The organism is Thermomicrobiales bacterium (genome assembly GCA_041390825.1).
Classification (GTDB): domain Bacteria; phylum Chloroflexota; class Chloroflexia; order Thermomicrobiales; family UBA6265; genus JAMLHN01.
In genome coordinates this window covers 1-24,000 of sequence record JAWKPF010000008.1, presented here as the reverse complement: position 1 = coordinate 24,000, position 24,000 = coordinate 1, and the positions used below count along the sequence as shown (strand labels likewise).

Genomic DNA, 24,000 nt, shown 5'->3' with positions numbered 1-24,000 from the left:
CTGCGTTTGTTCAACTAATCTGAAAGGTAAGGCGATACGATGACCAATCCAATGATGAAGAAATGGGCCCAGGCGCTGGTGCGCTTTTCCGCGCCGGTCAAAAAAGGCGATTCAGTACTGATCACCGGAGGTGTCGAAGCCGAGCCACTGCTGCGCGCAATCTATGCCGACGTCGTCGAAGTCGGTGGACACCCCGTTATGGTTCCGCTCTTCACCGGCGTGCAGGCATCGCTCCTGAACAACGGCTCGGACGAACAACTCACCTGGATCAGCCCGATCGAGCGGTTCACTCGCGAAGTGGCCGACGTCACCATCGTCGTGCTTGCCGACAGCAATACCCGCTCGCTGAGCGCTGTCGATCCTGCCCGCCAGGCGGTCTTCCAGGGCGCTCGCCGCGAGCTCTTCAAGACCTATATGCAACGCGATGCCGACGGATCACTCGTCTGGACGCTGACCCAATATCCGACCAATGCGTTCGCCCAGGACGCGGAGATGTCCACCGAGGACTTTGCCAACTTCGTCTTCGCGGCATGCATGCTCGATCAGGACGATCCCGTCGCCGCCTGGAACGCGCAAGCCAGGAAGCAGCAGATCCTGGTCGACTGGCTGACGGGCAAGAAAGAGGTTCGCCTCACTGGTCCCGGCACCGATCTGACGGTCGATGTGACCGGCCGCAAGTGGATCAACGCCGACGGCACCAAGAATTTCCCTGACGGCGAAGTCTTCACCGGTCCGGTCGAGCAGGGCACCGAGGGCTACGTCACCTTCAGCATGCCGGCCATGCATCAGGGACGCGCGGTCGAGGGAATTCGCCTCGAATTCAAGGGCGGCAAAGTGGTCGACGCCACCGCCACCAAGAACGAGGAATTCCTCATCCACCAACTCGACATCGACGAAGGCGCGCGCTATCTCGGCGAATTCGCCTTTGGCACCCATTTCGGCATCCAGCAGTTCACCGGCCAGATCCTCTTCGACGAAAAGATCGGCGGCACGGTGCATATGGCAGTCGGCGCGGGTTACCCGGAGACTGGAAACAGCAATGAGTCTGCGGTCCACTGGGACATGATCTGCGATCTTCGCAAAGGTGGCCGGGTGGAAGTCGATGGCGAGCCCTTCCTGGTCGACGGCAAGTACCTGCTCTGGGAGAAGTAATGCCGGTCGAGACCGTTCCGCACGACGCCTTCACGTTCACTCCGATCGACCGGCCGGTCGACGGAACGGTCACCGTGCCTGGCAGCAAGAGCATCACCAATCGGGTGCTCCCGATTGCCGCTCTGGCGCGCGGAACCAGTCTGCTCACCGGGGCGCTCTTCAGCGATGACACCCGCTACATGGCGGAATCGCTGAACCGGCTCGGCATCCGTGTGGAATCGGACGAGGCGGCCAATTCGTTCACAGTCACTGGCGGCAACGGAACCTTCCCCGCCGCCAGTGCCGATCTTTTCATCGGCAATTCCGGCACCTCGGTCCGCTTTCTGACCGCGGTGCTTACCCTCGGGCATGGCGAATTCCGCATCGACGGGATCCCGCGCATGCGCCAGCGCCCGATCCAGCCACTCATCACGGCGCTCAACGATCTCGGCAGCAACGTGCGCAGCGAAGCCGACAGCGGCTGTCCTCCAGTTCTTGTTGCTGCAAGCGGCCTGCCTGGCGGCGCCGTAACCGTCCCCGGCGACAAGAGTAGCCAGTACTTTTCGGCGCTTCTGATCGCCGCGCCGTATGCGCGGGCAGGAGTCGAAATCCTCGTCGAAGGCGATCTCGTCTCCAAACCCTATATGCCGATGACCGCCAGCACGATGCGCGCCTTTGGCGTCGAGGTCGAGCTGGACGAGATCGGGTGGAAACGCTTTGCCGTCGCACCCGGCCAGCATTACCAAGCACGGAATTATCACATCGAACCGGACGCCTCGAACGCCAGCTACTTCTTCGCCGCCGCGGCGGTCACCGGCGGCCGGGTGCGGGTCGACGGTCTCGGAAAACACTCGACGCAAGGCGATTTGAACTTCGTGCGCGTGCTGGAAGCAATGGGCGCTTCGGTTACGATCGCCGATGACTACACCGAGGTCATCGGGCCGCCCATCGGTCAACTGCGCGGAGTCGATCTCGACCTGAACGCGATCTCGGACACCGCCCAAACCCTCGCCGCGATCGCGCCCTTTGCAGAAGGTCCCACCACCTTCCGCGGGGTCGAGCATGCACGGCTCAAGGAGACCGACCGCGTGGCCGCGCTCGCCACCGAGCTGCGCAAGCTCGGCCAGCAGGTGGAGGAGCGCCCGGACGGCTTGACGATCGTTCCCCAGCCGATCGTGCCCGCCGATATAGAGACCTACGACGACCATCGCATGGCGATGAGTTTCGGGATCGCGACCTTGCGCGCGCCGGGAATTCGCATTCTCGATCCCGGCTGCACCGCCAAGACGTTTCCCGACTTCTTCGAGCGTCTCACCGCGCTTGCCGCCGGATAGCGGCTCGACTGGCTACACTTCGGACCGTGAAACGATCCGATACGCCACTTCGCGCCACGAGCCCGATGCAGCCACGACCGCCAGGAAAGAGTTCAGTGCCGGGTGTCCCGAGTCCAGCGTCTCCGAATGAGTCGCTCGACTCCGGACACCGGACACCAGACCAAACGCCGCGCCCCTGGCCGCGCTGGATCGCGATTTCCGCTCTCTGCCTGGCAGTCTTCTTTTTCGCGCTGTGGCAAAGCTCTGCCGAACTTCACACGTCTCCATTTCATCCGGACGAATCCCGCTGGATCAACCGAGCCACCTACCTGGAGGAGCTTCGGCATCCCCTCAGCAGCTTCTGGCAGGATCGCTACCTGATCCGCGCGCAGCCTCCCATGGGCTCGTACATCATTGGCCTCGGGTTGCTCCTGCAAGGCAAGGACCTGCATACCAACGGCCCCTGGGATTTCCAGTACGGGTTCGAAAACGCCATCACCTGGAACGTCACCCACGGCAATATGCCCAGCTATGACAATCTGATCGCCGCCCGCCAATGGAACATGGTGCTCGGAGCGCTCACCTGCGTCCTCCTGGTGCTGATCGTGGGAACAATGGTGAACTGGGCCGGCGGCGCGATCGCTGGGCTCATGATGGCGATCCACCCGTTGCACATCTATCTCTCGACGCTGGCAGTCTCGGACGCGATGTTCACCACCATGTTTGCCTTTGCCGTGCTCTCCGCCATCTGGCTCGCGCGCAAGCCGACCTGGGGGCGTTCGGTGCTCCTGGCGGTTGCGCTCGGCATGGGCGCGGCAACCAAGCTCAGCCCGCTCTTCATCGCGCTCGGTTGGACCGCGTATGCCGTTGTGCTCTTTCTCGACCCCTGGCTCCGGTCGCGCCAGCGGCTCGGCAGGGCGTGGGGGCTGGTTTCACGCCGCGAACGCGGCACCGAGCGGCAGCTTGGCTGGAAACTGTTGGTGCAAACCGGGTTGGTCGGCAGCTTCTTCGTGCTGGTCTATCCGTTCCTCTGGTCCGACCCAATTGGCAGGACCAGGATCATTTTCGATTTCCGCCGCTACGAAATGGACAACCAGGCAGGCTTCTGGCCGCAGGCCGCGATTCATGGACCGCTCGACGCGCTGGAGCGCACCTGGCAGAACCTGCAGGACCGCACCTCATCGTCCGAACGCATCTTCGTCTGGCTGGGCGATCTGTTCGGGCGCGACTGGAGTGGGCACAGCATCGATCTCTATCTTGCGGCGCCTGGATTGCTGGTGCTGGTCTATCTTGCCTGGAAGAACGGGCTCGCCAGCCCGCAGATGCTCGGCCTTCTCGCCATCGCGGCACAGTCCGTGCTGATTCTTTTCGCCCTCGGGGTCGATTTCAACCGTTACTACGAACCGCTGGTCTTTACGACCGCGGCCGGTATCGGCGTCCTTGGCGGCTGGCTGGCCGGATTGGCCTGGGGTCTGGCTCGGTCGTATAGCCGCCAAAGTACCTCGACGAACGCTGCATTGCCGCAGCCAGTCGGCGGTGGATCGCAGTCTGCCGAGTGGTCGTGACAGCCGGTGTGTTGTCTCTATTCTTCCGATCCCGTTCGGGGTGGGGCCAGACTCTCCTGGATACTCCGCCGAACATCCTTCATCAACATGTAGAGATGGAGTGGCTCGATTGGCGAAGATTCGAAGCCGAAGCGCTCATAGTACCGGCGCGCTTCGGAGTTCTTTGCATGAACGGCGAGCGCGCGAATTCCGGCGATCTCGGCGGCGGCCGCCGTTCGGCGCATCGCATCTTTCATCAATCCTTCTCCAATTCCTCGTCCCTGGAACTTCGTATCTACAGCCAAACGAGCCAGAATCATTAGTGGAATTGGATGATGTGCCATTCCCTTGGCAAGACGCCTGGGAGCACCATCGAATTGGGTTTCGCCTACGACGAGCGTGTAGTACCCAGCAATCGCTCCATCGATGATTCCAACGTAGGTTTGAGATGCGTTTGCGAATTGGCTCTGCAGCGCATGCTGGGTCAAGAATCGATCGAGGAGCTCCTGACCGCACCGAAATCCTGCGACTTCATGGTAACGCGAGAGCTTCTCGATTCGATTCGAACTCACTCGGTTTCACCGACTTCGAAGACGCTTGGAGTCTGAAAGAGACGAACTACTTCGGGAATCACGCGCGGTGGAGCATCGAGCGCCTCCATGAACGCCTCCCATTGCTCTGCGTTTAGTCCAAAGTAGCGGCGATCGGGCAAGGTATCGTCCGCGCGATCGAGCGCGCTTCTGAGCACAAAATCACTGACCGAGCGATGCTCGAGTTCTGCTGCGGCGATCAGCTTGCGCTTGTCTTCCGGTGTAAGGCGAAGATCCAGTTTTTCCGAACGGGGCGTCGCGACCATTGGAAGCCTCCTTTCCAGGGGAATCGTAGCCGAATTGCCCGACATTGTCATGACACACCGGACAACTACCGTTTCCGAACCAGGATCACCCCGGCCATCGCCAACAGACCGCCAAGCGCCTGCAGCAGCGTCAGCCGCTCGTCGAGGGCCAACGCGGCGATCACCAGCACGATGAACGGCTCCAGATAGAGATAGATCAGCGTCCGCTGTGGCCCAACCTCTTGCACGGCTCGTTGCCAGAGGGTGTTTCCCGCCAGCATACCGATCGCGCCGTACGCAAGCGCCGCCCAGGCGAGCATCGTTGGCGGATCGGCCCGCACCTCCCCAAACCAGAACAACCCGATCGGCAGCAACGCCAGCGACGACAACAGGAGAAACCAACCGGTCGCCCGTGGCGCGCCGTACTTCCGCACCAACGGTTGCGGGTAGACTGTCGCGCCTACCCATGTAGCGCCCGCCGCGATTGCCAGCAGGTCGCCGGTCAACGACGTGCCTTCACTCGACCCCGCGCCGCCCACCACCAGGATGACGCCCACGAATCCCATGACGAGCGCCAGCGCCGACCGCGAGTCGGGCATCTCTCGCGTGCGGATCCAGCGGTACATGGCTCCCATCAGGGGACTCATCGAGCTCAGGATGATGAGATGCGACACCGACGTGAGCGAAAGACCACCCATGAAAAGAAGTTGCGAAAACCCGATCAGGCACACCCCGGCGACGATGAAGCGTGGCAAGTCGCGCCGGTCGATTCGCATCGGTTTGCGCAACAGGGTCATGACGCCGAACACCAGCACCGCCGCCAGCACCGGCCGCAACGCGATGTAGATCATCGCCGGCATCTCGTCCATGGCGTACTTGCCAAAGGGCGAGATGCCGCTCCAGAAGAGAATCGCCCCCATGGCCGGCAAACTGATGGCCGCGCCCATGCGCCGCGCTCTCCGGTCGATCTGCTCGCCGACGTTCCCTTCGTGCACGGTCATGACGCCTATCGTTTCCGCACGAGCATGACGCCGCCAATCGCCAGCAGCCCGCCAATCGCCTGCAATGGAGTCAGGCGGTCGCCAAGAATGATCGCCGCGATCAACAACGCCAGAAACGGTTGCAGGTAGAGATAGATCAGTGTGCGCGCCGGACCGATCTGCTGCACGGCAGCTTGCCACAGCGTGTTGCCGATCAACGTCCCCATGGCGGCATAGACGAGCGCGCCCCAGGCAAAACCGGACGGCGTGTCGTCGATGACACCACCCCAGGACGGAAGACTCAACGGCACGATCAACACCAATGACGCGAGGATGATCCAGCCGGTCGAGCGCAGCGGCCCGTACTTGCGCACGAGCGGCTGCGGATAGATCGTCATCCCGACCCAGAGCGCAGCCGAGGCCAGGCCCATCACGTCCCCTGCGACCGACGCGCCGTCCGCCGCCGAGGCGTCCCCCACCACGATCAGCACACCGCAGAAACCGATTGCCATTGCCAGCAATGAGCGCCGATCCGGGAGCTCCCGATGCACCACACCTCGCCAGACCGCCGCGATCAATGGCCCGGTGGACGCCAGAATGATCATGTGCGCAACGGTGGTGCGGGCCAACCCTTCGGTGAACAGGAGGGTCGAGCACCCGAAGAGCACAATGCCAGCAAAGAGGAATTTCGATACGTCGTCCCGGTCGATCGTCACCGCGCGTCGCCGGAGCGCCAGATAGAGAAAGACCGCCACCACCGCAATCACCATGCGCAGCGTCATGAAGACCAGGGTGGGAAAGTCGGCCAGCGCGTACTTCGTGAATGGCGCGACCGCGCTCCAGATCAACACCGTGACGAAGGCCGTTGGGTTGATGGCGCGCGCGATCGACAGCCGTCCGCCAGTGGGCGACGCCCCGTCGTCTGTCGCGCTCACCGGCGGCTGAGAATCGCGTCACCCACGACGCGCGACGAGGCGCGGACCGCCACTGTAAACGCAAAGAGCGGTCCGAAATCACGCGTTGCCATCATCGAGGTGGCATAGAGCCCGGGGACCGACGTCTGAAAGGTCGAGTCGAGCACCGGCGCGCCATTCACGGCTTCGATCTGCTCCAGCAGGTTACCCGCGGCGAGCATCGGCACGTTGGCGATATTGGTGCGATAGCCGGTGGCAAGCACCACCTTGTCCACCTCGAGCGTGTCGCCATTGTCGAGTGTGAGCGAGATCGCCCCGTCTGCCTCATCGCTCGAACCGGCGACCGTCCGGCCAGGCCGGCTGCGTATCGTCGGATGCGCCAGTCGCGGGGCCAGCCAGGGCTCCAGTTTGCTGCGCCCTTCGAGCCAGAGCCGGAACGCAACCTTGCGCTTCTGCGCGTCGTCCAGTTCCCGGAACCACTGCGGGTGGGTGGCGATCCGCTCCACCACCGGCGCCGTCCAGCTCCAGTCAGCGGGAGCGAACCGCGGCGTGCGGTGCCGATGAATCACATCGACCGAGGCCGCTCCCGCCTCATGCAGCAACGCCGTCCACTCATAGGCGCTCTGCCGCCCCCCGATGATCGCGTAGCGCGTGCCCGGCGCATCCGAGAAATCGACGTAGTGCGCTGTGTGTTGCACATTGTGGGCGGGAAGCACTACTCGCAGCTCGTCCGGCACATAGGCAAAATGCGCGAACCCGAGCGCGAGCACCACGCTCGCCGCATTGACTGTGAAGCCATTGGCAAAGACCGCATCGAAGGTTCCGTCCGGCCGCGTGTCGATACGCTGAATCGCCAAATCGACCGGCCGCAAACCGGCCACCTGTTCGAACCAGACGGCAAATTCGAGATAGTCCGCCAGGGGAAATGGATCGAGTGATTCTTTGGTTCGCCCGGTCTCCCGCATCCAGGCTTCGATGGTGAAAACGCAGTTTGGGTCGTAGTGCCAGTCCCAGGACGAGCGCAAGAACATGCCATGCGGCATCTCCTCCCGCCAGAACGCCATCGAGGATCCCACCAGCAAAGGGTCGAGCCCAAGCGTCCTGGCGTAGGCGGCAATGCCAAGACCATACGGCCCAGCACCCACCACGAGCAGCTCACTCTTGTCCGGCAACTCGTGGGCCATCATTGGCAGCTCTGTCTCCACTGTGGGAATCGTTTTATCCGTTTCGTACAACCTTCGACCACAGCCACCAACTTCGCATCACGGGAAACCTTTGCTTGTTGGGTATTATCCTGCTCGACACTCGAACCGTGGAGCGCGAGATTCCGTGCAGGCATCAGACATCATTTCCGGTAGCAGCCAGAAACAAGATCATCTCCCTGCCAGGACGACCCTCCGGCACGGTGGCACGCTCATGCGGCCCCAGACATCGCTGCAGCGGCGCCTGGGCATCCGACTGGGCCTGGCGGCACTCACCATTTTGATCGTCACGTTGTCGGTCTATGTGGAGCGAGATGGCTTCGTCGACAATTCGCATCCGGGCGAGACGCTCTCGCTGCTCGATTCCGTCTACTACGCTGCCACGTCGCTCACGACCGTCGGCTACGGCGACATTGTGCCGGTCTCGGCACAGGCGCGATTGTTCAACACCATCTTTCTCACGCCGGTTCGTCTCATCTTCCTCGTTCTTTTCTTTGGCTTTGCCTACGAGATTTCTGTTTTCCTGATGCGCCGGACAGAGGAGCGCGACGTGAGCGAACTGAACAAGCGGGTCGAAAAGCACACCATCATCTGCGGTTACGGCACCACGGGTCGCGCCGCGGCCTCTACGCTCATCTCACAGGGCAAACCGAAGAGTGACATCGTGGTCATCGACCGCATGCGTGAATCGGTGGACCGCGCGCTTTCGGACGGTTTCAGCGCGTTCTTTGGCGATGCCACCGAGGAGGAGACCTTGCGCCGCGCCGGTGTCCACAAAGCGGAGTCGGTGTTGGTTGCCCCGGGGCGAGACGACACCGCGGTGCTCATCTGCCTCACCGTCAACGATATCGAGCCCGACGTCAATCTGGTCGTCGCCGGCATGGAAGAGGAGAACCTGAAACTCCTCTACCAGGCCGGAGCCGATCGTGTGATCGCGCCGGCGGTGATGGGAGGACGATTGATGGCCGCGGCTGCTGAGACACAATCCGTTCCCTGGTATGTGGAACATGTGCTCGGCAAGGGATGGACCGATCGGCAGGTGCGTAACGTCACCGCGAAAGAAGCTGGCGAAAAAATCAGGGATCTCCCCGGCTTTCGCGATGTGCTGGTGATGGGCGTCTCCCGCCCACCCGATTTCATCTGCGATGGGCTGGATGATCTACTGCTGGAGCCCGGTGATGTCATCGTCTACTACAAACTCACCGTCCAGGATTCCGTCACCCGCCGAATGGAATCAAATGGAGAGCATGCATGATCGATCTCACCCCGCGTGACATCCATCCCTGGGTCGCGGAGGGAATCGACGCCGTCCGCTTCGGCGTCAGCATCTACCCACAACCGCCCGATTGGCGGCACTTTCTTTCGCTCGTGCAGCAGATGGAGTCTGCCGGGTTCGATGGCTATTTCAGCTACGACCACCCGGGCGCGAATGCCGATTGCTGGACCGCCCTCAGCGCACTCGCCGCGGTCACGAGCACGATCCGGCTCGGACTGGCGGTCGATTGCATCTATTACCGTTCGCCCTACCTGCTGGCGCGCCAGGCCGCCGATGTCGACCGGCTCTCCAATGGCCGGCTCGTGCTGGGGCTTGGTATCGGGCATGTCAAGAACGAGTTCCACGAGATGGGCATTCCATTCCCACCGGTCGCCGAGCGGCTCCAGGGAATGGACGAGACGATCGCCATCGTGCGCGGACTCTTCAGCGGCGAGCCGTTCAAGTTCGACGGCCAGCAATGGTCGGTGGACTCTCCGGGAACCTTTCTCCCGCCGGTGCAGCAACCACGGGTGCCGATCCTGCTGGCTGGCGGTGGCGAGAAAGTCACCCTGCGCCAGGTCGCCCAGTACGCGGATGCGTCCAACATGGGCGCGCACGGCTCGATTGGCATGGCAGTCTCGGACGAGGACATTCGCCGCAAGTTCGCGGTGCTGGCGACCTATTGCGAGCAGTTCGGCCGTCCCGCTGAGGCGGTTCTGCGCAGCCAGTTCACCATGCCGCTGGTGCTTGGACGCTCCGAACGGGAAATCGAGCAGAAGCTCTCCGCCTGGCCAGCGGAAACCGTCGCTTCCTGGGGTGATGCCATGCTGGCCGTCACACCGGACCGCGCCGTCGCCTTCTACCAGGCCCAGGCCGCGCTTGGATATCAATACTTCATCGCCAATATTCTCGGCACCGACGACGACACGATCGAGTTGCTCGCCACCGAGGTCATGCCCAAGGTTGTCGAAACATGCACGCCCCCACCACCGCCTCGATTCTGATCGTCAACTACAACTATGGCCGTTACCTGGCCGAAGCGATCGACAGCGCTCTTGGACAAACCTGGCCGAACGTGCAAGTCGTCGTGGTGGACGATGGCTCGACCGATGAATCGGCGCTGATCATGCAAACCTACGGCGATGCGATCACACCGGTCTTCAAAGAAAACGGCGGTCAGGCGTCCGGGACGAACCTGGGGTTTCCGCTCCTGACCGGTGAAACCGTCATCCTGCTCGATTCAGACGACATTCTCGAACCAACAGCCATCGAAAAGACGATCGGCGCGTTCTCCGATCCCGATGTCATCAAAGTCTGCTGGCCGTTTACCATCATCGACCGGAATGGCGCGCCAACCGGAGAGATCAGGTTCAGTCACCTCCCCGATGGCAACTTCCGAGCCAATGCGCTCAAAGTCGGACCGGCCAGCCACTACACGCCAGCGCAATCGGGAAACTTCTGGCGCAAATCATTCCTCGAACAGGTCATGCCCGTTCCTGAATCTGATTTCCGGAACATCGTCGATGCGTACCTTTTCGCGTTCTCCCCCTTCTTTGGATCCTTCCGCTCGGTCGATGAGCCGCTAACCCGTTACCGCGTTCATGGCAGCAATGTCTCGTCCAACTTTGGCGCCGGGAGACGCCGCAAAGACTGGGAGCTGCGCGCCACTCATCTGCACGCATACCTGACGGAACAGGGAGAGCAGGTATCGATTGCGCGCTGGCGACGCAAGAACACCTTCTATCAGCGGCTGAACGAGATTGCGAACGCCGAAGCCCGCATCGGCAAGCTGTTGCCCAAGAACGCTCCGCTGGCGTTGGTCGGCGGTCCGTTGTACGACCGGGAGGATCTCCGTCCCGCCCGGCCGGTCTATCGACCTCCGGACGCGATTCGCTCCCCAGATCGGACAGAGACAGACTTCCGTACCTTCATCGATGAAACCAGCGCCAACGGCATCGACTACATGGCGGTGCAAGGACCACGGACCTGGAGCGGCACCAACCTGGGTGAGCTTTGCGGGCTGCTCCGAGCCGAACACGACGTGCTCTACGAGAACGACTGGATCGTGATCGCAAAGCTCCGCGCGAACGAGAGCGCCTGACCAGCTCTGATCAAGCGCCCAGCTGCGTGCGAGCAACGTCCTGGCAACGACGACACCTCCAGCGAAACGAAAACGGCCGGGGCAGGTGCCCCGGCCGCCGTGATTCATGCGGTTGTCAACGTCGCTGAGGTTACCGTTCGTTCACCGGGACGTACTTCTTGCCAAGCTCGCCGACGAACTCGGACTGTGGTCGGATCAGGCGATTGTTCGACACCTGCTCGAGCACATGCGCGCTCCAACCGACCGACCGCGCCACCGCGAAGGTGGGGGTGAACATGTCGCCCGGCAGTCCAACCGCGGCCAGCACCGCCGCCGAGTAGAACTCGACGTTGGTGTAGAGTCGGCGGCCCGGCTTGCGCTCATTCAACATGCGCAGAGCCACGGTCTCGGTCTCCAGCGAAAGATCGAAGAAGTCCGGATCGCTGGCGGTGCGGGCCATCTCGCGCAAGATGTCGGCGCGCGGATCCTCAGCCTTGTAGACCCGGTGTCCGAAGCCCATCAGCCGGTCCCCACGATCGAACGCCGCTGTCAGCCACGGCTCCACATTCTGCGCCGTGCCGATCTCATTCAGCATGTCCAGTACTTTGGAGGGGGCGCCGCCGTGCAACGGACCCTTGAGCGCGCCGATCGCACCGGTCAGCGCCGAAACGATGTCCGACTGTGTCGAAGCAATGACCCGGGCGGTGAAGGTCGAGGCATTCATGCCGTGATCGGCCAGCAGGATGAGATAGGTCTGCAATGGCTTCCAATGGCGCTCATCTGGCTCGGTGCCGAAGAGTTGGTAGAGGTAGCTCTGGGCGGAGTTCATGCCTGCCACTGGCTTGACCGGCTCCAGCCCCTGGCGCAGCCGGAAGAAGGTCGCCAGCACAGAGGGGAACAGGGCCGAGAGGCTCATGGCCTGGTCGAGATCGGGGGTGTCTGCGAAAACGGTCGGCAACAGAGGCCCAACCGACGAGATTCCGGTGCGCAACACGTCCATCGGTTGCGCATCGGCCGGCATCTGCCGCAGCACCTCGATTGCGGCATCGGGCAACATGCGGCTGGCATCCAGCTTGGCCTGAAACTTGACCAACTCGCTCTGGGTCGGAAGATGCCCTACCCACAGAAGGTAGGCAACTTCTTCGAAGGTGGCATTGTTCGCCAACTCGTGGATATCGTATCCGCGGTAGACGAGCCGCCCTTCCTCACCAAAGACATGGCTCAATGCCGTCGAAGCCGCGACGACACCTTCGAGACCTTCGGGCTTGGGGAGAGGGGCCTCGGTAAGGGTCGCGGTCGATCCAGTCATCTGTTGTCTCGCTCCTCAAAGCTTCAGGAAGCGACCGGTTCAGCGCGGCTGGTGAACTGGCGCCCTGTCAGCGAACACCGTGCGCAAAGCGCGCTCCGGCTTACATGCGGGGCCGCAATGCCCCGATTGCGGACGCTGCGCTGATGGCATGGGTCCGCAGTTGTCAACACCAAATCCTAGCACTTTCGGGTTCGTTCCGGGACAGCAAACGCGGGAAAAACTCACAGAATGCAACGATGGGCGGGGCCGTTTGGCTCCCGCCCATCTGGTCGCATCGATTGAGCGATGAATTCGGCCTACTTCTGGCCGAGCACTTCCTTCATGGCATAGGCCGCGGTGCCGGCGAGCACCGCTTTGCCAATCGGGCTGCTGAGCAAGCCGCCGAGCATGTCACCAAGGCCGCCCCCCGAATCGTCCTTCGGCTGCGGCTGCGGCGCCGCGGCGGCCGTGCCTCCCCCAAGAACCTGTCCGAGGACGTCGCCAAGCCCTCCGCTGCCGGATCCACCGCCACTGGTCGCGCCAGCATTGCCGCTCGCGCCGCCCAGCAAACCGCCGAGGATGTCGCCAAGGCCCCCGCCGCCGCTGGAACCGCCTGCCGCGCCACCAGCCATTCCGCCCAGCAGACCGCCGAGCAGATCATCGAGGCCGACAGAGTCGCCCCCGCCGCCGCCGGAATCACGCGAGCTGACTTCCTTGCGCTCACCCGACCGCTCGATGTCGATCATGCCGGTGCCGGCTTTTCGATCTTGCAGCATCTGGTTGAACTGCGCTCGCTGGTCGTCGGGCAGGTTGGCCACCGACTGCTTGAATGCCTCCTGCATCTGCTCTGGAGTGGCCACCTTGGCCACCGCTTGCAATTGCTGGATTGCTTCTTCCTCGGTGTACCCCTCGTCAGGCTTGCCCGTCTGGTACCGCTTGATGAAATCCTGCGCCTTCGCCTTTTCCTCTTCACCGGCGGCGCCGCCGCCGAACAGTCCTTGAACCATGAAAATCGTCCTCCTTCGGCAACAACTACCAACGTGTCCCACTTGGGCAGGCGTGTTGTGCTACGGTAACCATTACTATAACGAATCCGTATTGACGAGTATCCCAAGCCCCAGGGACAGATCGGGCCGGAAAAGGACACCAAATGCGCAATCGATTGATGTCGATCCTGATCATTGGGATCATGCTGCTGGGAATCGCTGCACCCGCACGTGCGCAAACCACGGCGGTGGACTCGTCCACCCTGCAGTACCAGGCGCTCGCAGGCGAAGCAGCGCGCAACATCCTGAATCTCGCTGGGTCGCGCGATTTCAATGCGATGTACGACCTTATGCATCCTGATTCCAAGGAGGTTGCACCACGCTCGGCCGTGGTTGGGCTCTTCGATGCCGCCTATACCCAGGCCCAGGCCGGTGTGCCCCAGGTCATCAGCATCGAAATCGTCGAATACACCTGGCCCGTCACCGGCAAGACGTACAGCCCGGCCGCGAAGGTCACCTTCGTGCAGCCGATCGTCGATCAGACCGGCCAACAAGCCTACGTCCAGGACGCGATCTATCTGGCGCCTGACGCCGATGGCAATTGGGGCTGGTTCTTCGGCAATTCGGCCGAGATGGTCCAGGCCGCGATCGACACGTATGGCAACACCAACACCGCCACCACCGGCAACGGCACATCCGGATCGGTGCTGACCACGCCGCTGCAGGATGGCGACTTTCTGGTCAACACGGTCAACGATCTCGATGCCTTCTGGCGCGATGTCATCAGCTACACCGAATACGATTACCAGTCCCCTGGTGTCGTAATCGTGGCCGAGGGTGACACAGTGCAGAGCGCGTGCGGCCCGGCGTCGACCGGCTTCTGGGGGTTCTATTGCCCACTCGATACCAAGATGTACCTGGACGAGAAGCTACTCGACGATCTGAAGGACCAGGGCTACTACTTCGCCGCGGCGTTCGTCATCGCCCATGAATGGGCCCATCATGTCCAGTCCGGCATCGGCCTCAACCGCACGTCTCAGCCGACCACCTGGAACGATGTCTACAGCATCGAGCTCGAGCTCATGGCCGACTGCATGGCCGGCGCCTGGGCGCGCGATGCCGAGGGCCGTGGCGTGATCGAGCCAGGTGACATCGAGCAAGCGGCCACCTTTGCCATCCAGATGCTTGGCGATCCGCAATACATCGGCGAGTACGACGAACAAGCGCACGGCAACGGAGAACAACGCGTCTCCGCCATCATGGGCGGGTACAACGACGGATTCCTGGCATGCAACTTGCTGATCTAGTTGCTGTCCAGGGTCCAGGGTCGAGTGTCCAACGCATCTGACCCGGAACGGAGATAGCCTCCGACCCAGCATTCGTTCGTAAATGAGACCATTTTCGGCGTTTCGTGCGTTACTGATACTGAACGCTCCAACTCCGTTCTCACCAGCGGAGCTGGAGCGTTCGCCTTTCGATCAGCGCTCCCATGGAAAGGATCCTGCAATCGTGCGGCCATCGACTCCTTCGCGACGATCGTTCCTGATAGGATCGGCGGCCCTTTCCGCTGCCGCGCTCGCCCCGAGTTTTTCTCGCGTCGTGGCGCAGAGCGATGGAACCAGCGCGGACGACGGCTACCTGCTCCCGGCGAATCGCATCCTCTCCTACTACGGCTTTCCCACCAACGAGCTCATGGGAATCCTTGGCGAATACGCCAAGGAAGATCTGCTCCCGATCCTGCAAGACCAGGCCGCGGCCTATGAAGCAGCCGATCCCACCCGTCCCGTCAAGCTGGCCTACGAGGTGATCGCCTCGGTCGCGCAACGCGACGCCGGCGCGGATGGCAACTACCTCGAATACACCAGCCCGGACTGGATTCAGGAATATGTCGACTTCACCGCGGCCAACGACTTGCTGCTGATTCTCGACATGCAGTACGGCTACAACACCACCGAGCAAGAGCTGCACGCCGTGCGTGAATACCTGCTCTATCCCCATGTCCATCTGGCGCTCGATCCGGAGTTCAGTGTCAACGAGGGCGAAGTCCCCGGCGAGGTGCTTGGTCAGATCGACGCTGCCGATGTCAACTGGGCCCTGCAGGAGCTCGCCAACATCTCAGCCGAAAACGGCCTGCCGCCCAAGATCCTGATCGTCCATCAGTTCAATCTCTACTCGATCACGAACAAGGACCAGATCGTCGTCCCGGATGGCGTGCAGTTCGTGCTCGAAGTCGACGGCTGGGGCGATCCGGTCGCCAAGACGGAGACCTACAACGTGGTCGCCGGCGAAGTGCCGTTCGACTTCTACGGGTTCAAGCTCTGGTACCAGCAGGACGTCCCGCTCATGACGCCGGAAGAGGTTCTGGCCCTCGCGCCACCGCCAGACATCGTTATCTATCAATAGACGGCGCGCCGACAACGCTCACCCCTGTGATCCCCGGGCATCATGCCGCGCATCGACAGGTCGTGCCTTGTGTCGGTGTCGCACCCCTACCCAAATTCTCCTGTTCCCGAGCGCAGGCGTAGTATCCAAGGGTGCCCCCCGTGAAGGTCCAGTTGGCCTTCGATCGAACGGACCTTGACGGAGAGGACCAGTTCGAACAGGAGGGTATTCACATGGACGATAAGCGATTCGACGCGTGGACGCGTCTGTTGGCCGAGGGGCACACTCGCCGCAAAGTCCTCAAGATCTTCGCCGGGGGAGCCATCCTGGGCGGGGCTGCCGCCACCAGGCTCGACCAGGCAACCGCTCAATGCCCAGAGCGGCAAGTTCTCTGCAATGACATGTGCGTCGACCTCGGAAGCGATGCCGCGAACTGCGGCGCCTGCGCCACCCAGTGTGCGGCCGGTCTCCTCTGCTGCGCCGGAATCTGCCAGGAATGCTGCAGCACCGACGATTGTGAACCATGCGAGCGTTGTATCGACGGTGGCGCATGCCAGCCACTTGACTGTGGCGATTGCGCAACCTGCCTCGATGGCGCCTGCGTGCCAGACTCGATTCTTTGCCCGGAAGGGCAAGTGGCGTGCTGCGAAGGCAATGAACTGTTCTGCTCGGAGTGCTGCGACGATTCAGATTGCGGATCGTGCGAACTCTGCCATCAGGGCGACTGCGTGCCGTGTGAACGCGGTAGCCTGGTCTGCTGCGACAACATCTGCGTTTCCGACGGTGAATGCTGTGTTGGATTTGGCGAGGTGTGCGGTCTGTTGGAAGTGTCCGCGGCCAGCGACGATTGGCCCGCCCAACTCGACTGCTGCGATGGCCTTGTCTGCTGCGATACCGGGAATGGATCGGTATGCGCTGCATGCTGCAGCGATCATGAATGCCCCACGGGATCGATCTGCTGCGCTGGCCAGTGCCGCGACATCGAATGCTGTATCGACGACGCAGCCATCGGGCTCGACCCGAATCGCCGCTGTCCCGAAGGCTGCGGCTGCGTCGAAGGCAGCTGCGATTGCTATTGCCAAAGCAACGACGATTGCGCCTGGGACGCCTGCTGCTGCAATGACGGTACCTGTTCCGCCAATTGCTGCGTCCCTGGTTGCGCGCAGGACAGCGATTGCGACTCCGGCCTCTGCTGCTGTCATGACGGCAGCTGCTCGTCCAAATGCTGCACGACCTACACGCCGCCAGTCTCCACCCTGCCGGGTACCGGAAGCGGGAGCACGAGCGAAGGAGGCGGGTTCCTCCTTGCCGGCGCAGGTGCGCTGGCTGCATATCTGACCGCGCGACGGCTCCGGCAGGAACCGTCGCACGAGAACGAACCTGGCACCGAGGAGTAGCGGCTACCGGGCTTTCCCTGCCTACGGGGCATCACGACAACGGCTCGGGCGAATTCGCCCGAGCCGTTGTCCATTGCACGCGGGCGGTGCAGGACACAGCAAACGCTCAGACGTTGTCGAAGGAAATCTCCGCCGCCGCCAGAACACCCATGGTGCGGCCCGGTGCCGTTTGGTATTGCCAATACATATTCGTGTGCGCAATGACCTTGTCCGCTGGCGGCATCCCGTACGCGCTAAAGTCGTCGGTGGTGTGCGCATCGCCAACCAGCAGCGCATCGTATCCCCGGGCCACTGCTCCGTGGAGCGTCGAGCGCACGCAAGCATCGGTCTGGGCGCCCGTAATCACGAGGCTACCGACCCCAAGCCCTGCCAGCAGGGAATCGAGGATCGTCGCCTCGAACGAATCACCGTACTGCTTTTCGATCCTCGGCTCACCGTCGCCGGGGACGAGCTCTGGAACGATCTCCCAATCGTCGCTCCCCTTTGGCAGGCCCTCGTCATCGTGCTGAATCCAGACCACTGGCACCTGCGCCGCACGTGCTTTCGCCACCACCTCGTTGATGTTGGCAACGACGGCCTCGCGGTTGTGCCCGTTGGCCACGACCCCGTTCTGGACATCGATAACGAGCACGGCGGTATTGGGACGATTGGGAAGCGTAGTCATAGCGGCATCTCGTCGAACGACTGTAGCGAAAGAACGGCTCGGTGCGAGCAGAAACCAGTATAGATCATGTGTTCGCATCCTGGTAAGTTGTCGAGGACCGCTCCCAGACGCCCAACTCCGTCTCTGCCCTACGGCGCCTCGATTCCCACTTGATCCGCATGTGCCTGCGCTTCCGGAGTCGGCTCGACCTCGGGCAACGGCGTGTGCGTCGGCGGCGGACTCCACGGACGGGATCTGTCGATCCGGTCGGCGAGCACTTCTGCAATATGACGGGTATCCCGGCCAGTGAAATGGTCGATCTGTTGCCGGCAGGAGACTCCGGCCACCGCCACGGTGGTCGAGGTGTTCAGCTTGTCGATCGCGGGGAAGAGCCGCTCTTCGCCGATCCGCTTCGAGACGTCGTAATGCTCGGCCTCGTAGCCAAACGAACCCGCCATGCCGCAACATCCGGCGCCACTCTCCTGCGCCGAGCAACCTGCCGACTTCAGGATCGACATCGACGGCCCCATCCCGATCAACGCTTTCTGATGGCAATGCCCATGGAAGAAGACGTCATCACGGTCGCTCGCCTTCCAGTTGATGCCCAGCTCGCCATCTGCATCCAGCTTGGCGAGATACTCATCGATCATGAAGGCATGCTTTGCGACCAATTGCGCGTCTTCGTTCCCCGGCAGGAGATCGATGTACTCGTCACGCAATGTCAGAATGCAGCTCGGCTCGGTGCCAACGATGGGAATCCCCATGCGTGCATGCGGCGCCAGCAATTCCACGTTTCTGCGCGCGTTCTTGCGCGCATCGTTGACCAATCCCTTGGAGAGCATCGGACGGCCGCAACACGCGCGCCGTTCTTCGATGATGACCTGGAACCCGGCTGCTTCAAGAAGCTCGACCGCCGCCATCCCAATATGCGGATAGTTGTAGGTCGCGAAGGTGTCGTGGAAATAGACCACCGCCCCTCTGGTCGGACGGTTTGGCGGCAACCCCCGCACATGCTTCTTCCAGCGCTTCACGAACGTGTTGTGCTTGAAGGTCGACATCTTGCGCTCGGGATGCACTCCCACCGCGCGCATCACCGGCGCGCTCAGCGGAGTGGTCAACGCCAAATTGGCGACCGGCGCGAACATCGAGCCCAAACGTGAGAGTGTGTGGATATTGCCGAAGATCTTGGCCCTGGTCGGCACGCCGTTCGCCTCGTAGTACTGAGCCAGAAACTCGATCTTGAGCTTGGCCATGTCCACACTGGACGGGCATTCGGTCTTGCAAGCCTTACAGGAGAGACAGAGATCCATGACCTCGTACGTCTCTTTCCTGGTCAAATCCGCTGGTTCGAAGATGTTGCCAGCCAGCGCGTTGCGCAGTGCATTTGCGCGTGCCCGCGTGGTGTCCATCTCGTCTTTGGTCGCCATGTAGGAGGGACACATCGTGCCGGCTTTGGTCTTGCGGCAAACCGCGGCGCCATTGCACATCTCGACCGCGGCCATGAAGCCGCCCTCGCGCGAGAAATCGATATGGGTTTTCAGCTCGACCGGGTGATAGTCGACGCCCAGTCGCAGGTTCTCCGTCATCGGCGGCGCATCGACCTTCTTGCCGGGGTTCATGATGCCGTCTGGGTCGAAGATCGCCTTGAACTGGCGCATCGCCTGATAGAGCTCCGGACCAAAGATGACTTCGTTCAGCTCTGAGCGCTGCAACCCATCGCCATGCTCGCCGGACATTACCCCGCCAAACCGGTGCGCCATCTGGGCAGCCTCGTCGGCCATCTCCTTCATCATCCGGATGCCGTCTTCGCTCTTCAGATTGATGAGCGGGCGAATGTGCAGACAACCGGCAGACGCATGCGCGTAATAGGCGGCGGTCGTGCCGTGCTCGGCGCACATCCGCTCGACCGCGCCGACGAACTCGGGCAGGTGCTCCACCGGCACGGAGACATCCTCGATCACCGGAATCGGTTTGTAATCGCCCCGAATCGAGTAGAGCAGCCCCAACCCGTCCTTGCGCACCTTCCAGATGTCGGCTTGCCGCTTGGCGTCCAGCACGCGCAATGGCTCGGCGCTCATCGCGACCTTGTGTTTCTTCAGATGAGCTTCCAGCGCGGCACACCTGGAGACGAGCTCCGCTTCGGATTCTCCGTAGAACTCGACCGCCAGGATCCCGGCCGGGTTACCCTCGATGAACGAGATGCGGCTGGCATATCCCGGCTGGGCACGGGTGAGATCGATGAGCATGCGGTCCATCAGCTCGACCGCCGAGGGCTCGCATTCGAGGATGTGACTGGTGGCTTCCATCGCCGGCACCAGTTCGGCAAACTGCAACAGCACCAGCGCGGTTTGCTTCGGGGTTGGCGCCAGCTTCATGCGTGCTTGCAGCACCGTCGCCAGGGTGCCTTCGGACGAAACCAGCAAGCGGGCCGGGTTGAACTCCCCGTCCGGTTTGAGCAACTCGTTCAGCGAATAGCCTGTCGAACGCCGCCAGTGAGGCGGGAAATCCCGCGCGATCAGATCGCGGTTCGCCTCCCGGAACGCCAGGATGTCGCGCAGCAGGCGCCCGCGCGGATCGTCTGCCGCTGCCTGCGCCGCCAGTGTCTCGGCCGAGACCTGGCTCAGTTCGGCCACGCCGCCGGTCGCCAACGCGGCGCGCACGGCGAGGACGTTGTCCCCGGTCATGCCGTAGAGAATCGAATGCGCGCCAGTCGAGTTGTTGCCAATCACCCCGCCAATCGTCGCGCGGTTGCTCGACGAAGGATCCGGCCCGAACATCAGCTTGTTGGCCTTCAGCTGGTTGTTCAGGCTTTCGAGATTGAGACCCGGCTCGGCCAGCACGGTCCCCTCTTCCACATTGAGATCGTGGATGCGGGAGAGATACTTGGAAAAGTCGATCACCAGCGCCGCGCCCACCGTCTGCCCGGCCAGTGACGATCCACCACCACGCGGCAGAATCGGCACCCCATGGCTGGCTGCCAGCTCGATCGCGCCAATCGCATCGTCCATCGACCGCGGAATCACGACGCCCACCGGTTCGATCTGATAGTTGGACGCGTCGGTGGAATAGAGCATCCGCGATGTTCGGTCGAACCGGACCTCGCCGTTGATGCGCGCTTTCAGCTCTGCTTGCAGCACGCGGCTCGTTTCCAGCGTGGCGCGAGAGACGTTTGATTTCGGTGCGGTGACAGTGGCAGTTGACACGCGGCTTGGACCCTTGCAGAACGGCCGGAACACGGTCGAAAGAAACCCGGGACAGGGCGCTCGGGGACGCTCGCGAGTGTACCAAAGCAACGGGAGCGGGCTGACCACGGCACGCAGCACCAAGAACGCCCAGTCACGCTTCGGAGACCGAAGCACCCAACCCGCGAGCGGACCGATGACGTATATCCCCAGGACGAGGCATGCCCTCCGGAAAGGACGACACGAACACGATGCGCATCGATCGAAGAAAACTGCTCGCCTCTGCGGCAATGGCGGGGTTTGGCGCGAAGCAGCGAACGGCTGCCGCCCAAAACAGCCCCGCCTTTGCCCTGCCGCTGGGTTGGGAGGGGGCCATCCCCTGCGACGGAACCATCATTCGCCATGCGTTCGATGTCGAAAACACCTCCCTCTATCCCGGCTGGTGGCACACCGGCGAGAACTGGTATCTCGATTTCGATGGCAATTCCGCGGGCGCGCCGGTCTACGCCGTAGCGGACGGAATTGTGGTCTTTGCCGGGTCGGACTATCCCGGCCGCGTGGTCATCATTCAGCATGACGGCGGGGTCCTCTCCATGTACGGCCATCTCGACTACGCATTGCTCGTTGGTGAGGGTGACACGGTCTCCCGCGGCCAGCTCATCGCCCGCGTTCTGAACAAGACCGACGGCCGCTCGCCCAGTCACTTGCACTTCGAAATGCGCACGTTCCTGACGGAATCGATCGTCAACGGCGATGCGCCCTGGTACGACTACCCCTGCGGCTATCAGTGTCCGCCCGGCCCCGGATACTGGCCCTTCGACAGCGAGCTCCTGCCGACCGAGATTGGCTGGCTCAATCCACTGCATGTCATCTATGGGCGCGCCTACGGACCGGATATCCCCACCGGCGCCGAGGTGATGGTGGCGCTATCGGGAAGCGAGTTTCCCGTGCGTGCTTCGAGGTCCGGCGAAGCGAACAGAACGGTTACGCTCGAACCGGGGTTGCGCTTGCCGCTGCTGGAAATCGATACCGGACCGGAGGCCACCCTCGAAACCAGCGCCACCGCGTATCAGGTTTGGTGCAAAGTCGAGCTGCCAGACGGAACCAACGGCTGGATCTCCGCACTGCGCGCCACCAACGAATTCATCCAGTCCGATGGCCGTCCCGCCGCGATCCGCATCGACCTCTTGCTCGGTTAGCCATCGAACCGGGAGCGAGATGTCAGCAATGTGGGCTTGCGACAACGACTCACTCAGGCGAGCTCGAAGGACTCGACGTTCGGCACTCGCTCCAATTGATCGGTCGGCGTGGAAAGATCGGTGATGAGCTGTGTTGCCAACGCCACGACCTCGCCAAGGTAGATCCAGCCACCAGGCCGCAGCTCGCCGTCGAAATCCGCCGCACGACGAGCGATGGCGGCCTGATAGCCAGTCAACCGATCGGTGTCGATCGGAAATCCGCCCGTCAGGTCACCTTCGCGGATGCGCGTCAGATACGCGTCCAGCGTTTCCACCCCCATGTCGAGCAAGTCGGCTAACGGAGCGCCCAAAGCATCTCCCAATAGCCACCCGAGCGGCGCGTCTTGCGCGGTGGCATCCGCCAGCGCGCGGGCAATCATGCGGGTCTGGATCGATGCATGCTCGAGTGCAAGATCGGCCTGGTGATAGAGTCCCAGCACATCACGCTGTCGCCGCCCAAGCAGGTTGAATTGCAGACTCTCCCGTGCCTGATTGAGCGCGGTATCCAGTTCCAGGAGCTCGGCGTTCGTTTCACGCGCCAGATGCAACGTCGTGAGCGCTTCGTCATTGCTGATACCGGTGCGCGCCGCTTCGGCCAGCATCCGCAGGTCATCCTGGATTGCCTCTCCCACCTCCAGCAGGCGGCGGCGGGCATCGGGCAAGTGATTCGGGGGCGCCACCGACGCATTGAGCAGCAACCCAACCCCGGTGCCGATCAACGTATTGGCAAGATGCAGGACCGCCGCATCGTCGATCGCCTTGCTGGCCGCGCCCAGAACGATGAGCAAGGCAGAAACGGCAATCTGCTGGATGCCGCTCGGATCGAGCCCAAGACGCCGCCCTACATAGAACGAGATCAGGATGACGAGAAAAATCGCCCATGAGTTGGCGCCGATGTACTCGCTGATCAAGACCGCCAGCAGGATGCCAAAGACCACTCCGAGCACACGCTGGACCGCGTCTCGCATGCTCCCGGCAATGGTGAGGTTGATCGAGAAGATAGCGGTCAGCGGAGCCAGAATCGGCGCGGGGTTGTCTGGCAACAACCCCGCCAGCAGCCACGCGATCACCGCCGCCAGGGCGCTCTTGATGACTCGCTCCCCCAACCCATGCGCGCGAAACCAGTCGAGCGCAGAGCGGAGCGGTCCCTTTACCCCAGTGAGGTATTCGACTATCAAAATCAGCTTTGCACGCACGAAAACCACCAGAGGGACGACTGTTTATCGCAATTCTTGCGTCCTGTGCGATCGGTGTTTGCCAACGCTTTCCCGATTGAAGTATGGTGAATATGGGTCAAAAAGGAATTGCGTGGTGCAGGCGTACTTCCTGATGACCAATCGGGGAGGACTGTCCAATGCGTCGGTTGACTGCGTTTGGACTTGCGGTCTGGATGGCGGCCGCAAGTCTTTTTGTGTTGCCCGTCGAACAGGCCGTTGCGCAAGACGGCGCTGTACTCGGGGAAGCGCCCTATCTCGCTGATGGGATGGTGATCGCCGCAGCGGGCGACGACATCGTCCAGGCGGCAGCGGTTCCGGCGGTCGATATCTCTTCCAGATCGTCGTCCGCCGCTTTCTTCTACAGCTACTACACCGCCCAACCGGCAATCGGCTGGACCGGATCGCAGGCCAGT

Annotated in this window: 22 protein-coding genes; 10 read left to right on the top strand and 12 right to left on the bottom strand. The window is 62.3% G+C overall.

Translation table 11 applies throughout. The features are described 5' to 3' along the window. Positions 1–39 precede the first annotated feature (39 nt). The 3 genes from R2855_04490 (at position 40) to R2855_04480 (ending at position 4,009) form a co-directional block, all read left to right on the top strand. Entirely contained in the window at positions 40–1,152 is a 1,113-nt protein-coding gene (locus tag R2855_04490; GenBank protein ID MEZ4530270.1) for an aminopeptidase, read from the top strand. After that, positions 1,152–2,465: a 3-phosphoshikimate 1-carboxyvinyltransferase gene (aroA, locus tag R2855_04485; GenBank protein ID MEZ4530269.1), complete on the top strand. Its 1,314-nt coding sequence runs from the start codon at positions 1,152–1,154 to the stop codon at positions 2,463–2,465. The genes R2855_04490 and aroA overlap by 1 nt, the downstream gene beginning before the upstream one ends. Positions 2,466–2,560: 95 nt before the next feature. Next, positions 2,561–4,009, top strand: coding sequence for a phospholipid carrier-dependent glycosyltransferase (locus R2855_04480; GenBank protein ID MEZ4530268.1), 1,449 nt, complete (start codon positions 2,561–2,563; stop codon positions 4,007–4,009). Between the two features lie 17 nt (positions 4,010–4,026). On the opposite strand, the gene R2855_04475 is transcribed toward R2855_04480, so the two are convergent. The 5 genes from R2855_04475 to R2855_04455 form a co-directional block, all read right to left on the bottom strand. After that, a complete protein-coding gene (locus R2855_04475; GenBank protein ID MEZ4530267.1) occupies positions 4,027–4,560 on the bottom strand; it encodes a GNAT family N-acetyltransferase in 534 nt (177 codons plus the stop codon). Further along, the gene (locus tag R2855_04470) at positions 4,557–4,844 is read right to left on the bottom strand and encodes a DUF1778 domain-containing protein (protein MEZ4530266.1); all 288 of its coding nucleotides are present in this window, start codon (positions 4,842–4,844) and stop codon (positions 4,557–4,559) included. The genes R2855_04475 and R2855_04470 overlap by 4 nt, the downstream gene beginning before the upstream one ends. Before the next feature lie 65 nt (positions 4,845–4,909). Continuing rightward, complete coding sequence (locus R2855_04465) at positions 4,910–5,824, bottom strand: DMT family transporter (protein ID MEZ4530265.1); 915 nt, start codon at positions 5,822–5,824, stop codon at positions 4,910–4,912. Between the two features lie 5 nt (positions 5,825–5,829). After that, on the bottom strand, positions 5,830–6,738 hold the full coding sequence (locus R2855_04460) for a DMT family transporter (GenBank protein ID MEZ4530264.1): 909 nt from the start codon (positions 6,736–6,738) through the stop codon (positions 5,830–5,832). Further along, complete coding sequence (locus R2855_04455) at positions 6,735–7,922, bottom strand: NAD(P)-binding domain-containing protein (protein MEZ4530263.1); 1,188 nt, start codon at positions 7,920–7,922, stop codon at positions 6,735–6,737. Before R2855_04455 ends, R2855_04460 begins: the two co-directional genes overlap by 4 nt. A gap of 124 nt (positions 7,923–8,046) precedes the next feature. On the opposite strand from R2855_04455, the gene R2855_04450 reads away from it, so the two are divergent. Genes R2855_04450 through R2855_04440 form a run of 3 tightly spaced genes read left to right on the top strand, consistent with a single transcriptional unit; the run spans position 8,047 to position 11,275 of the window. Then, the gene (locus R2855_04450) at positions 8,047–9,174 is read left to right on the top strand and encodes an NAD-binding protein (GenBank protein ID MEZ4530262.1); all 1,128 of its coding nucleotides are present in this window, start codon (positions 8,047–8,049) and stop codon (positions 9,172–9,174) included. Next, positions 9,171–10,178, top strand: coding sequence for an LLM class flavin-dependent oxidoreductase (locus R2855_04445; GenBank protein MEZ4530261.1), 1,008 nt, complete (start codon positions 9,171–9,173; stop codon positions 10,176–10,178). Before R2855_04450 ends, R2855_04445 begins: the two co-directional genes overlap by 4 nt. Beyond that, a complete protein-coding gene (locus R2855_04440; GenBank protein ID MEZ4530260.1) occupies positions 10,148–11,275 on the top strand; it encodes a glycosyltransferase in 1,128 nt (375 codons plus the stop codon). Before R2855_04445 ends, R2855_04440 begins: the two co-directional genes overlap by 31 nt. Positions 11,276–11,405: 130 nt before the next feature. Here the strand turns inward: R2855_04440 and R2855_04435 are convergent, their stop codons facing one another. Both R2855_04435 and R2855_04430 read right to left on the bottom strand, forming a co-directional pair. Continuing rightward, positions 11,406–12,563 carry a citrate synthase/methylcitrate synthase gene (locus tag R2855_04435; GenBank protein ID MEZ4530259.1) on the bottom strand — a complete coding sequence of 386 codons (1,158 nt, stop codon included), beginning with the start codon at positions 12,561–12,563 and terminating at the stop codon, positions 11,406–11,408. A 296-nt stretch (positions 12,564–12,859) separates the two neighbouring features. After that, positions 12,860–13,549 carry a hypothetical protein gene (locus R2855_04430; protein MEZ4530258.1) on the bottom strand — a complete coding sequence of 230 codons (690 nt, stop codon included), beginning with the start codon at positions 13,547–13,549 and terminating at the stop codon, positions 12,860–12,862. Between the two features lie 143 nt (positions 13,550–13,692). Between R2855_04430 and R2855_04425 the strand changes: the two genes are divergently transcribed. Beyond that, a complete protein-coding gene (locus R2855_04425) occupies positions 13,693–14,835 on the top strand; it encodes a neutral zinc metallopeptidase (GenBank protein ID MEZ4530257.1) in 1,143 nt (380 codons plus the stop codon). A 202-nt stretch (positions 14,836–15,037) separates the two neighbouring features. Continuing rightward, on the top strand, positions 15,038–15,931 hold the full coding sequence (locus R2855_04420) for a hypothetical protein (protein ID MEZ4530256.1): 894 nt from the start codon (positions 15,038–15,040) through the stop codon (positions 15,929–15,931). Positions 15,932–16,017: 86 nt separating this feature from the next. Here the strand turns inward: R2855_04420 and R2855_04415 are convergent, their stop codons facing one another. The 4 genes from R2855_04415 to R2855_04400 all read right to left on the bottom strand — a co-directional run bounded on the left by R2855_04415 (position 16,018) and on the right by R2855_04400 (position 21,153). After that, entirely contained in the window at positions 16,018–16,545 is a 528-nt protein-coding gene (locus R2855_04415) for a hypothetical protein (protein MEZ4530255.1), read from the bottom strand. 51 nt (positions 16,546–16,596) lie between these two features. After that, complete coding sequence (locus R2855_04410) at positions 16,597–17,112, bottom strand: hypothetical protein (GenBank protein ID MEZ4530254.1); 516 nt, start codon at positions 17,110–17,112, stop codon at positions 16,597–16,599. 301 nt (positions 17,113–17,413) lie between these two features. Further along, positions 17,414–17,971 carry an isochorismatase family protein gene (locus R2855_04405; GenBank protein MEZ4530253.1) on the bottom strand — a complete coding sequence of 186 codons (558 nt, stop codon included), beginning with the start codon at positions 17,969–17,971 and terminating at the stop codon, positions 17,414–17,416. 128 nt (positions 17,972–18,099) lie between these two features. Further along, a complete protein-coding gene (locus R2855_04400; GenBank protein MEZ4530252.1) occupies positions 18,100–21,153 on the bottom strand; it encodes an FAD-linked oxidase C-terminal domain-containing protein in 3,054 nt (1,017 codons plus the stop codon). 200 nt (positions 21,154–21,353) lie between these two features. Here R2855_04400 and R2855_04395 point away from each other — a divergent pair, with 200 nt between their 5' ends. Continuing rightward, positions 21,354–22,331, top strand: a complete 978-nt coding sequence (locus R2855_04395; GenBank protein MEZ4530251.1) for a M23 family metallopeptidase — start codon at positions 21,354–21,356, stop codon at positions 22,329–22,331. 53 nt (positions 22,332–22,384) lie between these two features. On the opposite strand, the gene R2855_04390 is transcribed toward R2855_04395, so the two are convergent. After that, positions 22,385–23,566 carry an aromatic acid exporter family protein gene (locus R2855_04390; protein ID MEZ4530250.1) on the bottom strand — a complete coding sequence of 394 codons (1,182 nt, stop codon included), beginning with the start codon at positions 23,564–23,566 and terminating at the stop codon, positions 22,385–22,387. Between the two features lie 158 nt (positions 23,567–23,724). Here R2855_04390 and R2855_04385 point away from each other — a divergent pair. Then, positions 23,725–24,000, top strand: a 276-nt coding sequence (locus R2855_04385; protein MEZ4530249.1) for a hypothetical protein, incomplete at its 3' end; no start/stop codon positions are given.